This window comes from Agrobacterium sp. GW821-FHT02D03 (assembly GCF_059421725.1).
This window is the reverse complement of the sequence record NZ_JBWKVN010000002.1, coordinates 390,001-402,337: the sequence shown is the minus strand read 5'-3', so window position 1 is coordinate 402,337 and position 12,337 is coordinate 390,001. Positions and strand designations below refer to the sequence as shown.

At 56.6% G+C, this 12,337-nt stretch carries 13 protein-coding genes (1 of these 13 cut by a window edge); 7 read left to right on the top strand and 6 right to left on the bottom strand.

All coding sequences use genetic code 11. The features are described 5' to 3' along the window. Nucleotides 1-79: 79 nt before the first annotated feature. Nucleotides 80-1,696: a sensor histidine kinase gene (locus AC07U5_RS15305; RefSeq protein WP_494723519.1), complete on the bottom strand. Its 1,617-nt coding sequence runs from the start codon at nucleotides 1,694-1,696 to the stop codon at nucleotides 80-82. A 339-nt stretch (nucleotides 1,697-2,035) separates the two neighbouring features. Here AC07U5_RS15305 and AC07U5_RS15300 point away from each other — a divergent pair, with 339 nt between their 5' ends. Beyond that, on the top strand, nucleotides 2,036-2,614 hold the full coding sequence (locus AC07U5_RS15300) for a PRC-barrel domain-containing protein (RefSeq protein WP_062439111.1): 579 nt from the start codon (nucleotides 2,036-2,038) through the stop codon (nucleotides 2,612-2,614). A 97-nt stretch (nucleotides 2,615-2,711) separates the two neighbouring features. On the opposite strand, the gene galE is transcribed toward AC07U5_RS15300, so the two are convergent. The 3 genes from galE to AC07U5_RS15285 form a co-directional block, all read right to left on the bottom strand. Beyond that, nucleotides 2,712-3,695 (bottom strand): UDP-glucose 4-epimerase GalE, encoded by a 984-nt coding sequence (galE, locus tag AC07U5_RS15295; protein WP_112520729.1) that lies wholly within the window; start codon nucleotides 3,693-3,695, stop codon nucleotides 2,712-2,714. A gap of 134 nt (nucleotides 3,696-3,829) precedes the next feature. After that, on the bottom strand, nucleotides 3,830-4,249 hold the full coding sequence (locus AC07U5_RS15290) for a hypothetical protein (protein ID WP_113327985.1): 420 nt from the start codon (nucleotides 4,247-4,249) through the stop codon (nucleotides 3,830-3,832). Between the two features lie 9 nt (nucleotides 4,250-4,258). Beyond that, nucleotides 4,259-4,600 carry an ElaB/YgaM/YqjD family protein gene (locus tag AC07U5_RS15285; protein ID WP_112360601.1) on the bottom strand — a complete coding sequence of 114 codons (342 nt, stop codon included), beginning with the start codon at nucleotides 4,598-4,600 and terminating at the stop codon, nucleotides 4,259-4,261. Nucleotides 4,601-4,799: 199 nt separating this feature from the next. Between AC07U5_RS15285 and nspC the strand changes: the two genes are divergently transcribed. Beyond that, the gene (gene nspC, locus AC07U5_RS15280; RefSeq protein WP_494723518.1) at nucleotides 4,800-5,897 is read left to right on the top strand and encodes a carboxynorspermidine decarboxylase; all 1,098 of its coding nucleotides are present in this window, start codon (nucleotides 4,800-4,802) and stop codon (nucleotides 5,895-5,897) included. 78 nt (nucleotides 5,898-5,975) lie between these two features. Further along, the gene (locus AC07U5_RS15275) at nucleotides 5,976-7,214 is read left to right on the top strand and encodes a saccharopine dehydrogenase family protein (RefSeq protein WP_144622913.1); all 1,239 of its coding nucleotides are present in this window, start codon (nucleotides 5,976-5,978) and stop codon (nucleotides 7,212-7,214) included. 153 nt (nucleotides 7,215-7,367) lie between these two features. Here AC07U5_RS15275 and AC07U5_RS15270 read toward each other — a convergent pair whose 3' ends face one another. Continuing rightward, nucleotides 7,368-7,607 carry a DUF2934 domain-containing protein gene (locus AC07U5_RS15270; RefSeq protein WP_062597628.1) on the bottom strand — a complete coding sequence of 80 codons (240 nt, stop codon included), beginning with the start codon at nucleotides 7,605-7,607 and terminating at the stop codon, nucleotides 7,368-7,370. Between the two features lie 718 nt (nucleotides 7,608-8,325). Between AC07U5_RS15270 and cysP the strand changes: the two genes are divergently transcribed. The 4 genes from cysP (at nucleotide 8,326) to AC07U5_RS15250 (ending at nucleotide 12,182) form a co-directional block, all read left to right on the top strand. Next, the gene (gene cysP / locus AC07U5_RS15265; protein ID WP_494723517.1) at nucleotides 8,326-9,312 is read left to right on the top strand and encodes a thiosulfate ABC transporter substrate-binding protein CysP; all 987 of its coding nucleotides are present in this window, start codon (nucleotides 8,326-8,328) and stop codon (nucleotides 9,310-9,312) included. 120 nt (nucleotides 9,313-9,432) lie between these two features. Further along, nucleotides 9,433-10,254 carry a sulfate ABC transporter permease subunit CysT gene (gene cysT, locus AC07U5_RS15260; protein WP_062439094.1) on the top strand — a complete coding sequence of 274 codons (822 nt, stop codon included), beginning with the start codon at nucleotides 9,433-9,435 and terminating at the stop codon, nucleotides 10,252-10,254. A gap of 3 nt (nucleotides 10,255-10,257) precedes the next feature. Further along, nucleotides 10,258-11,151 carry a sulfate ABC transporter permease subunit CysW gene (gene cysW / locus AC07U5_RS15255; RefSeq protein WP_494723516.1) on the top strand — a complete coding sequence of 298 codons (894 nt, stop codon included), beginning with the start codon at nucleotides 10,258-10,260 and terminating at the stop codon, nucleotides 11,149-11,151. Further along, nucleotides 11,148-12,182 carry a sulfate/molybdate ABC transporter ATP-binding protein gene (locus tag AC07U5_RS15250; protein ID WP_494723515.1) on the top strand — a complete coding sequence of 345 codons (1,035 nt, stop codon included), beginning with the start codon at nucleotides 11,148-11,150 and terminating at the stop codon, nucleotides 12,180-12,182. The genes cysW and AC07U5_RS15250 overlap by 4 nt, the downstream gene beginning before the upstream one ends. A gap of 81 nt (nucleotides 12,183-12,263) precedes the next feature. Here the strand turns inward: AC07U5_RS15250 and AC07U5_RS15245 are convergent, their stop codons facing one another. Further along, nucleotides 12,264-12,337 carry the 3' portion of a M23 family metallopeptidase gene (locus tag AC07U5_RS15245; RefSeq protein WP_112520722.1) on the bottom strand. 1,867 nt of this gene lie beyond the right edge of the window, so 74 of the gene's 1,941 nt are visible here — the last part of the coding sequence; its start codon lies beyond the right edge, outside the window; it ends in the stop codon at nucleotides 12,264-12,266.

The following is a 12,337-nucleotide window of genomic DNA, read 5'->3' as shown; positions in this document are numbered from 1 at the left end:
TAGGCGGGGACGGGGAATTGGCCTGGCGTGCTGAAGAAACGTACGCACCCATTCTTGGTTCCAGAGGCCCAACGATATTTTACGCAGTCTCTGGGCCAGAATTTCTTTTGAGCAGCCGCTCCACGGGCGCGGTCATAGACCAAGTAAACCCGGTTTGGGCATAATCCGTTGAAACGACAGCAGAAAATGCGCTTTCCGCATGTCGCTTGATGATCGTAGAGCCAAATCCCCTACGTGAAGGCTGGCTGGCCGGCGGGCCACCTGTCTCGGTCCACTCCATCGTCACGCTATCGTTATCGGTAGAATTAAGGGCCCAATGAAGCCGCACGCGTCCTTCCCTGACCGAAAGCGCGCCGTACTTGATCGAGTTTGTGCTCAGTTCATGAAGGATGAGGCCGAGATTTTGCGCAGCTTCGGGCGATAGAAGGAAATCCTCACCCGAGATATCGACCTGATGGGCTGTCGAGCCAAACACCTCAAGATGGCCTTTCACCAGACGGTGGATCGGCAGGCCTTCCCACTGGACCTCGGCCAGTGCCGAGATCGACATGGCGAGACCTCGGAGTCTGTGATCAACTTCCTTCTGCAGCTCAGGAACGGTCGTGTTTTCCCGCGCCAATTGGCGCATCATCGCCTGCACCAGGGTCAACATGTTCTTGGACCGGTGAACCAGTTCATGCAAAATCAGCTGGTTACGGTCCTCCGCCTGGCTGCGATCGAAAGACGCGTTGGAGAGTGCCACTCCGACCTGGTTGAGTTCCTTGACATTGGTTTCGACGCGCGAGACGATTTCGCCTTCGCCGATGCGTTCAGCCACGGCGACGAGTTGTTTGACGGACTGCCGCAATTGCCGGCCGACAAGGTAGGTGCCGAGGACTGCGGCCAGGACGATGAAAAGGCTGCCGATCAACATCTGCCGCCAGGTGCTGCGCAAGGCCGAGTCGCTACGGTCTATCGCGCCCGCCACGACCGCTTTCCAGGGCCAGCCGGGAAGTTGGGCATAGGCATAGATGTTATTATGAGCATCGGTGAAGCTGCCGCTGAAAGCCGACATGCCGGCCGCAAGTTTTGCCGGCTCATAGGCGATACCGGGCGCTGCCTGTTCCATATTGCTTGAAATCACCACGCGCCCGCCGCTGTCGATCACCGATGCCGACCATCCAGCGGGGATCGCATCCGTGGAGATCAGGCTTGAGAGATCTCTCGCGGCTTGCGTAACGATCAACACGTCGCCAGCGGCTGCGAGCTGACGGGGCAGGGGAAGGGTGACGGTGAACACCCATTCCTTCCGGTTGGTAGCATAGAAGATGTTCGAAAGCATGATCCGCTTGGCATCGATCGCCTCCTGAATATGGGCATCCGCAGGAACCTGGCCTAGAGGCTGCCCGTAGGGAATGCGCGTATTGACCCTCTGAACGCCGTCGCGCGTGGCGACCACCACGTAGATGTTTCGCTGGCGCAGGCTTTCACTGACGCGCTGATGGAAACTGGCGAGATCACCGTCTTCCAGTTCCGGAAACTGCACGAGGAGATTAAGCGTGGTGCTCAGTTCCTGAAGACGTCGCTCGATGTTGCGGCTGATGGCGCGGGCATCGTCGACGGCTTCACGCTGCAAATCTTCCCGTTCATCCGCTTCAAGCCGCAACATCAGATAACCGGCAAAAATAATCAGCGGAAGGGTCACCAGCGTCGTCATGATGACGATGTAGGTGCCAATCGATGCTGTGGGAGACAGTCTGGCGAAGAATGCTCTAAACCTGGAAATTGTCGTGCCCTTATACGTCCATAAGTGTCATCTTTTATGCTGAATGACGCACAGATAATAGCTGTCTAATTTGGCGGCACAATGCTGTTCCTTGCGGCAGGGAGCGATATCTCTAGGCTTTTTTCTCCTTTCACCCTTTGTTGATGAGGGTGAAAAACCCGGAACCAATTTTGCCGTCGTTTCGTTTGCTCGGCGAACAGGTTGACGAAAAAGGACAGATGAACTGTCACCAGCCAGTTTGGTTTAACGACGATGAAAGGAAGGTACGAGATGAAAAAGACATTGACCCTTATCGCGACGGCCGCCCTCATGGGTTCAACAGCGTTCGCACCGCTCGCCATCGCCCAAGACGCAACTCAGCCTGCGCCAGGCACGACTGCTCCCGCGAGCCCGAACGCCGCGCCGGCAACTCCAGTCATGCCGACAACCCCTGGCGCGACTGACACCACGGCGAATGCTGGTGCAGCATCCGGCTCCTATCTGACGGAGCAGGCAGCCAACCAGATCAGCGCCAATGATTTCATCGGCAACTCGGTTTACACCTCTGCCGACGAGAGCATCGGTAACGTGACGAACCTCATCCTTGAAGAAAACGGCGGCATTGTCGCTGCTGTGGTCGGCGTCGGCGGATTCCTCGGAATCGGCACCAAGGATGTTGCCGTACCGATGGACAAGCTCACGATGACACGTGACACCAACAATGGCACGGTCCGTCTGACGACGACCGAAACTGCTGAATCGCTGAAGGCAGCGCCCGAGTTCATGACCCTCAAGGACAAGAACGCGAACGCAAGCACCACGGCACCAGCGGCAACGGACACCACGCAGACGGGTGCGACCAAGCCCTAATCCCGTTACGGGAGAGGAGCGAGAGGGAGCATGATGCTCTTTCTCAGAACACCGGCCTCATTGGGGCCGGTGTTTTTTTGTGCTGAACGGGTCTCTCTCAACGCTCCGCATTGTGGGTCGAATGCCAACGCCATGCGGAGGAGATGATGTCTTCCAGCGTATAGCGCGGCTGCCAACCCAGGACCTCCCGGGCCTTGTCGTTATTGGCCACAAGCGTGGTGGAGTCGCCTTCGCGCCGTTCGGCGAATTCCACGGGGAACGGGCGGCCTGAGACTTTCGAAATCGCGTCGAGCAACTCCTTTACCGTCGTTCCAGTCCCGGTTCCGAGGTTGAGTTCTACGGTCTCCCCGCCAGATAAGAGATAGTCCACCGCCCGGACATGCGCATCGGCAAGATCTAGGATGTGGATATAGTCGCGCACACAGGTGCCGTCGCGGGTGTCATAGTCGGTGCCAAACACCTTGAAGCCCTGGCGGCGGCCGAGAGCCGCCTCGATCGCGAGCGGAATGGCATGCGTTTCGGGCTTATGCCACTCTCCGATACGGCCTTCGAAATCAGCACCGGCCGCGTTGAAATAGCGCAGCATCACGGACTTCAAATCCTTGTAGGTGCTGAAATCCTTGAGCGCCTGCTCCACGATCCATTTGGTTCTGCCGTAGGGATTGATCGGAGCCTGGGGGTGGCCTTCGTCCAGCGGTACGCGTTCGGGCAGACCATAGGTCGCGCATGTGGATGAGAAGACGAAGGCTTTTACGCCGGCGTCCATCGTAGCGGACAGGAGGGTCAGGGCGCCAATGACGTTGTTATCGTAGAAGGCGACCGGGTTCTTGACCGATTCACCCACCTCGATGAGGGCTGCGAAGTGAAGAACCGCCTCGGGCTGATGCTTGGTGAAGACCTCGTCCAGCCGCGCCTTGTCGCGAATGTCCCCTTGCTCGAACGGTCCCCAGCGAACAAACTCTTCATGACCATTGGAGAGATTGTCGAAAACGACAGGTTCGTAGCCGCGTTCTGCAAGCAACAGGCAGGTGTGCGATCCAATATATCCGGCCCCGCCGACAACGAGAACTTTCTTGCGCATCCAACATCCTTTCAAAAAGAGACTGTTGGAGACTGCGTATCATTTTGTCGGAAGAAGTGTAGGGGGAATTTTTTTGGAAAAGACGGCAAGGTAAATGCGCGCCCCTTGAAAACAGAGGGACGCGCATAAGAGTTTTACTTCTTGCGAATTGTCGTGCGTGTTGTGATGAAGCCAAGCGCCATCGCAATCAACAGCGTCGTGAACGGACGTTTTCCAAGAGCGCCCGCCGCCATGGCCTCAACAGCCAATGGCGCTGTTGAAAGCGGAGACGCGATTGGTGCACGGCGGTACGCCGTAGGACGACGAAGAATTGCCAGCCAGACCAGCATGATCACGCCAAGCAGGAATGCGACGCCGGCGATGACCAACGCGGCCGGGCCAGCACCGATTTCCTTAGCAAGATAGATCGAGCCGCCGATGCCGCCGGCGATCACGGCAACCAAGAAAAAAAAGCCGGCAAGCACCCTCAGCACAATGCCGGTCTTTATCCGGCGCGTGACGAAGGTGCCTTCTCGCTGTGTATCGCCCAGATAGAGCAAAAATGCTTGAAGCATGTTTGCGCCTTATCGACGCGTGACAAGGGCAAGAAGGAAGCCGGTTGCGACAGCGATGCCGAGAGACTGAAGTGGATTGCGCTGAACCTGGTAGACCAGATTATCATTCAGCGTCTGGATTTCGTCGCGAACCGCATGAACGGTCTGCTCAGACTTCGCCATGGCATCATCGGCAACGCGCGACGCCTGTGCCTTGACCTCGTGGGAAACGCCAACGCCAAGTGCCTTGACGCTCTTTGCGAGGTTGGAAAGATCATCACGCAGCTGCGACAGCTGTGCGGAGACATCCTCGGCCTCAGCGCTGTTGAGGGTTTCGCGTACCTTGTCTTCCACGTTGCGAACGCTTGCCATGTTCAATCCTTTTCTAGGGTGTCAAAATGCGCCTGACCTCCAAACGTAGGGCCCGCGCTTTTGTTCCCGCCCTTTTGCGAAAACCCGTCAGGGATTCGTTGCAATTGTTTTCGACAGGTTTGTTTTCCTGTCACAAGCATCATATAAGGCCGGGAAAATGATCTCATGATCTCTATCAATTGGACGATGTGACTGGCCGATGCTGCAAACACCTTACTACCTGATCGACAAGACCAAGCTTCTCCGCAACATGGAGAAGATTGCCTATGTGCGCGAAAAATCCGGCGCGAAGGCTCTTCTCGCGCTCAAGTGCTTTGCGACGTGGTCGGTCTTCGACTTTATGGCTGAGTTTATGGACGGCACCACCTCGTCCTCGCTCTATGAGGTGCGGCTTGGGCACGAGAAATTTGGTGGCGAGACGCACGCCTATTCCGTCGCTTATGCCGATTACGAGATCGACGAAGTCGTCTCCCATGCCGACAAGATCATCTTCAACTCCATCGGGCAGCTGGAACGCTTCGCCGACAAGGCGTCCGGCATCGTTCGTGGCCTTCGCCTCAATCCGCAGGTGAGTTCTTCCACCTTCGATCTGGCTGACCCTGCGCGCCCCTTCAGCCGTCTCGGCGAATGGGATGTGTCCAAGGTGGAGAAGATCATGGACCGCATCTCCGGTTTCATGATCCACAACAATTGCGAGAACAATGATTTCGGCCTCTTCGACCAGATGCTTGGCCAGATCGAGGAAAAATTCGGTTCGCTTCTGTCGCGTGCGGAGTGGGTCAGCCTTGGCGGCGGCATTCACTTCACCGGCGAGAACTATCCTCTCGACCAGTTCTGCGACCGCCTCAAGCAGTTTTCTGAAAAGTACGGCGTGCAGGTCTATCTTGAGCCGGGCGAAGCATCGATCACCAAGAGCACGACGCTGGAAGTCTCGGTTCTCGACACGCTGTTCAATGGCAAGAATCTTGCCATTGTCGATAGCTCGATTGAAGCCCATATGCTGGATCTCTTGATCTATCGCGAGAACGCGAAGGTTGCGCCCAACGAGGGCGAGCACTCCTATATGGTGTGCGGCAAATCCTGCCTCGCAGGCGATGTCTTCGGCGAATTCAAGTTCGAAAACGAACTCAAGGTCGGCGATCGCGTCTCTTTCCAGGATGCGGCCGGCTATACAATGGTCAAGAAGAACTGGTTCAACGGCGTCAAAATGCCGGCGATTGCCATCAAGGAGCTGGACGGCAGCATTCGAACCGTCCGTGAATTCGACTTTGTCGATTATCAGCAGAGTCTGTCGTAACAGCGCGTTTTTGAAAAACGCGTGTAGCACTCTTTCTCAAAAAGCCATCCCTGCGGGGAAAAGGAGGCATCACCTGAAATGAAGAAGAACGTTCTCATCATCGGCGCCGGTGGCGTAGCACAGGTCGTGGCGCATAAGTGCGCCCAGAATAGCGATGTATTGGGAGACATTCATATTGCGTCACGCACTGTCGATAAGTGCCGCAAGATTGTCGAATCCGTACGTGAAAAGAAGAGCCTCAAGACAGAGGTGAAACTTGAGGCCCACGCGCTGGACGCCTTGGATATCGAGGCCACGAAGGCCTTGATAGAAAAGACTGGCGTCCAGATCGTCATCAACGTCGGTTCGGCCTTCGTCAACATGTCCGTTCTTCAGGCCTGCATGGACGCAGGTGTTGCCTATATGGATACCGCGATCCACGAGGATCCAACAAAGATTTGCGAAACGCCGCCGTGGTATGGAAACTACGAATGGAAGCGTGCCGCCGAATGCAAGGAAAAGGGCGTGACCGCCATTTTGGGCGTCGGCTTCGATCCGGGTGTGGTCAATGCTTATGCGCGTCTGGCCAAGGATGAGTATTTCGATAAGGTCACGTCCGTCGATATCGTCGATATCAATGCCGGTAGTCATGGCCGTTGGTTCTCCACCAACTTCGATCCGGAAATCAATTTCCGCGAATTCACCGGCGTGGTCTATTCCTGGCAGAACGGCCAGTGGCAGACGAACCAGATGTTCGAAGTCGGACAGGAATTCGACCTGCCGGTGGTTGGCAAGCAGAAGGCCTATATGACGGGCCACGATGAAGTGCACTCGCTCTCCAAGAACATGGATGGCGCGGATGTGCGTTTCTGGATGGGCTTTGGCGACCATTACATCAACGTCTTCACCGTGTTGAAGAACCTTGGCCTCCTGTCCGAAAAGCCGGTCAAGACCGCTGAAGGTCTGGAAGTGGTTCCGCTCAAGGTGGTCAAGGCCGTGCTGCCCGATCCGTCTTCTCTGGCGCCCGACTATGTGGGCAAGACCTGCATTGGCGATATCGTCAAGGGTACGAAGGACGGCAAGGAGCGCGAAGTCTTCATCTACAACGTGGCTGACCACAAGGAAGCCTACGAAGAAGTCGGCTCGCAGGGCATCTCCTACACGGCCGGCGTTCCGCCGGTTGCCGCAGCGATGCTGATTGCCACTGGCGAGTGGGATGTGAAGCAGATGGCGAATGTCGAAGAACTTCCGCCGCAGCCGTTCCTCAATCTCTTGAACAAGATTGGTTTGCCGACCCGCATCAAGGACGAAAACGGCGATCGCGCCTTGACGTTCTGAAGCGACACACGCGAGCAAACGCTGCGCAATTTTGCGCAGCATCTTCTCAGTTGATACGATAAAGCCCCGTTCTGTGTGAGCGGGGCTTTTTCATGCAGGCTGGAGTTTCTAAAGCGCTTAGCTGTCCTGAAGTGCTTAGCTGTTCTGAAGTGCTTACTGGGCTGCAGATTTCTTGGCGCGTGTCTTGGGTTTGGTTGTTTCGGGAGCGATGGAAGCGGCTTTGACTTCGCCCTTCTTGCGATGAGCAGGCTTGGTCGCCTTCGTGCTCTGCAGCAAAGTGAATTCTTTCTTCGCCTGCTCCCAGTGCTCGGCATCACGGCCGTGCGGGCGGCCTTCGCTCTCCCAAAGTGTGTAAGCCCGCTTGCTGATCCACTCTTGTTCTGAAACCTGCATGTCTATCTCCTGGAGTAACGCCTTAACCCGTAACGGGCTGTCTGCATGGTCCGGCGGCAACGCTGGACAGGAATGAGCCGCGGTCTTCTACTTCTCTAGAGCGCCGTGCGTCTTTTCAGACGCACTAAGGACGCTCTATATCTTTAAATCTACGCATCTTGCGTTTCCGAAAAGCGATTCCGATTTTTGGGTTGATGCTGTAGTAGATGCCACGATTCTGCAGACGGTCAAGTCAATTTGCTGCGTCGCAATAGGCAGCGTTTTTTTGTTTTCTCATATACTCAATACGCTTTCAGGCGCCCTGTCTTCCCTCCTTTTGATAAATGTTGCGTGATGGAGCCACCACACCCAAACTCCGCAAAAACGGGTTTGGAAGCACGACATGCGAAAAAATTTTGGCGATGCAATAAAGCGGGGCTCAAAGGCCGGCATGAACCACGGATTTGCAACTGGATTGGCGCTATTTCGGGTGTTTATGAAGCGTTGTGGGAATCCACGTCGCGAGGCGAGATCCGCAACGCTACCGACTGCTCCAAGACCCCGACAGCTCGTATTTTGACCATGTATCGGCTTGGAGGTCTGCCGGAAAATTACTGCAAAAAGATCAGTCTGGGGAGTTGAACATTCTCAAGATGGATCAGCCTGAAGTTCACGGTTCCTCGCCGAGGCTATCTTCCTTCTCTATTCTCCGCCTCCAATGAGATTTATGGGGGCTGACATGAAACGGATTGCGCTGATTGGCGCCGCACTTGCTGCTTTGATTTCCACCACCGTCTCCGCCGAGGAGCCTAAGACGCTTCTCAACGCATCCTATGATGTGGCGCGTGAGCTCTTCGCGGCTGAAAATGAAGCCTTCGTCAAATCCCATCCGGGCGTGACGATCGACCAATCGCATGCCGGCACCTCGAAGCAGGCCCGTGCGATCGTTGAGGGTCTGGCGGCAGACGTCGTTACCTTCAACCAGGTCACGGATATCGATTTCCTCGTGAAGCAGGGTTTTGTTTCCGCCGACTGGCAGAAGGATTTCCCCAACGACGCGTCGCCCTTCTACTCCTTCCCGTCGTTTCTTGTTCGCAAGGGCAATCCCAAGAATATCAAGGACTGGGATGATCTCGTTCGTGATGACGTGAAGATCGTCTTCCCGAACCCGAAGACCTCCGGCAATGCGCGCTACACCTATTTGGCCGCTGTCGCTTTCGCCAATGAGAAGTTCAATGGCGACCAGGCCAAGGTCGACGAGTTCATCAAGAAGGTCTTTGCCAACGTTCCTGTCTTCGATACCGGAGGCCGCGCCGCGACGACCACCTTTGTCGAGCGTGAGATCGGCGACGTCTTGATCACCTTCGAGGCCGAGACCCGTGGCATTGCCAAGCAGTACGGCACGGATAAGTTCGAAGGCGTTGTGCCGTCCGTCAGCCTGCTTTCCGAATTCCCGGTCGCGGTCGTCGACAAGGTTGTGGACAAGCGCGGCTCCCGCGAATTGGCAAAGTCTTACCTCGACTTCCTTTATACCGAAGAAGGCCAGCGCATCGCCGCTGAGTTCGGTCACCGCGTTCACAATGAAAAGGTTGCGGCCGAGTTCAAGGACCAGTTCCCGAGCATTCGCCTCATCAACGTCAATGATGTTTTTGGCGGCTGGGACAAAATCCAGAAAGACCATTTCGCCTCTGGCGGAAAACTGGATGCGCTTTACGGCAATCGCTAATCGTTCTATGGCACCAATCCACATCGACCCGGCGGGATACTCGCCGGGTCGATTTTTGATCTTGTGTCTCTCCATCTTGTGCCGAGAAACAGGACCTTCGCCGATGCAAAGGGGGAAGATTTGAAACGCAATGTCCTGCCGGGGCTCAAATTGTCTCTCGGCGTCACGCTGCTTTACGTCGGCATCATCGTCGTTCTTCCCCTGGCAGCACTCGTCTTCAAGGCGGCAAGCCTTGGACCGGCGGAATATTGGAGCATCATATCCTCTCCGCGAGCCTTCGCCAGCTACCGCGTCACCGTTCTTTGCGCGCTGGCCGCAACAGTCTTCAACGTCATCTTCGGCCTCGCACTGGCGTGGGTGCTGACGCGCTATCGCTTTCCGGGCTGGCGTCTGGTCGATGCCATTGTTGATTTGCCCTTCGCGCTACCGACGGCAGTGGCCGGCATTGCGCTCACAGCGCTTTTTGCCGGAAACGGCTGGTTTGGCTCCGTTTTGGCAGAGGTCGGAATAAAGGTCGCCTATACGCCGCTCGGCATCATCGTGGCGATGGCTTTCACCAGTCTGCCCTTCATCGTTCGCACCGTTCAGCCCGTGCTGGAAGATCTGGACCCTGCATTGGAAGAGGCCGCCCAGTCGCTTGGTGGATCGGATCTCGAGATTTTTCGCAAGGTCATCCTGCCACTTTTAACGCCGGCGCTTCTTGCCGGCCTGTCGCTCTCCTTTGCCCGCAGCCTTGGCGAATTCGGCGCCATCATCTTCATTGCCGGCAATCAGCCCTTCTCGACCGAGATTACCTCACTGCTGATCTTCATCCGGCTGGAGGAATATGATTATCAGGCGGCTGCAGCGATCGCATCCGTTCTGTTGATCACGGCTTTCGTGATGCTGGCGCTCACGAATTATCTGCAGGCGCGCGCTTTGCGCTATACGGTGAGGAGCTAGAGAATGAGCGCTATTTCCTCCCGCCGCAAGCCGCCGCGCGTCGGCGATGCGCCATGGGTGCGCCGAAGCCTGATCGGCTTCGTTCTCATCATCGGGGCTTTCCTGGTAGTAGCGCCTCTGGCGGTCATCGCTGTCGAGGCTTTTTCTCAGGGTCTGAAGGCCTACGCCGCGACCATCAACCATCCCGATACCCGTCATGCCATCATGCTGACGGTGATCACGGCACTGATCGCGGTGCCGATCAATACGCTCTTCGGTGTCGCTGCTGCCTGGGCGATCACCAAGTTTGACTTCTGGGGCAAGCGTTTCCTGCTGGTCATCGTGGAAATTCCCTTCTCCATATCTCCCATCGTTGCCGGCGTCGCCTATCTCTTCGTCTATGGCCTGCAGGGTCTGTTCGGGCCGTTGCTGGATGCCTATGAAATCAAGATTCTCTTCGCTCTACCGGGCATCGTCATCGCCTCTATGTTCGTCACGGCTCCATTTGTCGCGCGAGAGCTCATTCCGCTGATGCAAGCGCAGGGACGCGATTTGGAGGAAGCGGCAACTTCGCTTGGGGCCTCCGGCTGGCGCACTTTCTTTTCCGTTACGCTGCCCAACATCAAATGGGCGCTCCTCTATGGCGTCGTTCTGTGCAACGCCCGTGTCATGGGCGAATTTGGCGCGGTGTCTATCGTTTCGGGCAATATTCGCGGGCAGACCAACACGCTGCCGCTGCATATCGAGCTTCTTTATCACGACTATCAGGCTGCTGGCGCTTTCGCCTCCGCCTCCATTCTCGCGGCGCTTGCCGTTATCACCATCATCGCCAAAGTCGCATTGGAGCGGCGCGGTGCAGGTCGCGGACGTAAAAAGCTGAGCGCCGCAAACGCCGTCGCCACGGAGACGATTTCATGAAAATCCGCCTGCAGAATGTCGTTAAAACCTTCGACACGTTTCGTGCCGTGCGCGATGTCTCGCTCGATATCGAAAGCGGCGAATTGCTGGCGCTTCTCGGTCCTTCCGGCTCCGGCAAGACGACGATCCTGCGTATGGTTGCAGGGCTCGAATATACAGATGGCGGCCAGATCTATTTCGGCGAGACGGATGCAACAAACATCCCCGTCCGCGACCGAGGTGTTGGCTTCGTCTTCCAGCACTATGCGCTCTTCCCGCATATGACGCTGAACGAGAATATCGCTTTCGGCCTGAAAGTATCGCGCGTGAAGCGCAGCCGCGCCGAAATCGACGCCCGCGTTCAGGAATTGCTGCGGCTGGTAAGGCTTGAGGGGTTGGGCGACAGGTTCCCCGCGCAGATTTCCGGTGGGCAAAGGCAACGCGTCGCCCTGGCACGTGCGCTTTCTGTCGATCCGAAGGTTCTATTGCTGGATGAGCCCTTCGGCGCGCTCGACGCAAATGTTCGTCGGGACCTGCGCCGCTGGCTTCGCGAAATCCACGACGAGTTGGGCATCACCACGATCTTTGTCACCCACGACCAGGAAGAGGCGCTCGATCTTGCGGATCGCGTCGTCATTCTCAACCAGGGTGAGATCGTCCAGCAGGGCACGCCGAAAGAGGTCTGCCGCCAGCCGAACAGCGCCTTCGTCATGACCTTTCTGGGAGACACAAACAAGGTTTCCGGGATTGCGAAGAACGGCAAGGTCTATGTCGGAAACACTGAGGTTCAGTTTGCCTATGGTCAGGCGGACGGTCCAGTCGAGATCTATGCCCGCCCTGCCGATCTGGAATGGGAGGATTTGCATGATGGGATTCCCGCGCAAGTCACCCGCGTTCTGGATAGAGCAGGGGAACGCCGCGTGATCGCCACGACGAGAGAAGGGGATCTTCTCGAATTCGACGTGCCACCGGAATCGTCGGTGGAAGCCGGAGACCACGGCCATGTGGTCATTCGCCGCGCCAAGATTTTCCCTGCAGCCAAGCGCGCTTGAGGTCGCTCCGCCTTAAGCGTATCGCGACCTTTCACATTCGCTCCTCACGCTTTAGGCGCGACGGTGTCTAACAGAGTTTGATTAGCGGCTGGCGACCTGCTCGCCCTTGCCGTCGATGTTCAGCAGCGTGTCGATACGACGACGCTCATCCGAGA

Coding starts and splice junctions, on each gene's coding strand:
- AC07U5_RS15305 (WP_494723519.1), bottom strand. CDS start 1,696: ATGACGACGCTGGTGACCCTTCCGCTGATTATTTTTGCCGGTTATCTG.
- AC07U5_RS15300 (WP_062439111.1), top strand. CDS start 2,036: ATGAAAAAGACATTGACCCTTATCGCGACGGCCGCCCTCATGGGTTCA.
- galE (WP_112520729.1), bottom strand. CDS start 3,695: ATGCGCAAGAAAGTTCTCGTTGTCGGCGGGGCCGGATATATTGGATCG.
- AC07U5_RS15290 (WP_113327985.1), bottom strand. CDS start 4,249: ATGCTTCAAGCATTTTTGCTCTATCTGGGCGATACACAGCGAGAAGGC.
- AC07U5_RS15285 (WP_112360601.1), bottom strand. CDS start 4,600: ATGGCAAGCGTTCGCAACGTGGAAGACAAGGTACGCGAAACCCTCAAC.
- nspC (WP_494723518.1), top strand. CDS start 4,800: ATGCTGCAAACACCTTACTACCTGATCGACAAGACCAAGCTTCTCCGC.
- AC07U5_RS15275 (WP_144622913.1), top strand. CDS start 5,976: ATGAAGAAGAACGTTCTCATCATCGGCGCCGGTGGCGTAGCACAGGTC.
- AC07U5_RS15270 (WP_062597628.1), bottom strand. CDS start 7,607: ATGCAGGTTTCAGAACAAGAGTGGATCAGCAAGCGGGCTTACACACTT.
- cysP (WP_494723517.1), top strand. CDS start 8,326: ATGAAACGGATTGCGCTGATTGGCGCCGCACTTGCTGCTTTGATTTCC.
- cysW (WP_494723516.1), top strand. CDS start 10,258: ATGAGCGCTATTTCCTCCCGCCGCAAGCCGCCGCGCGTCGGCGATGCG.
- AC07U5_RS15250 (WP_494723515.1), top strand. CDS start 11,148: ATGAAAATCCGCCTGCAGAATGTCGTTAAAACCTTCGACACGTTTCGT.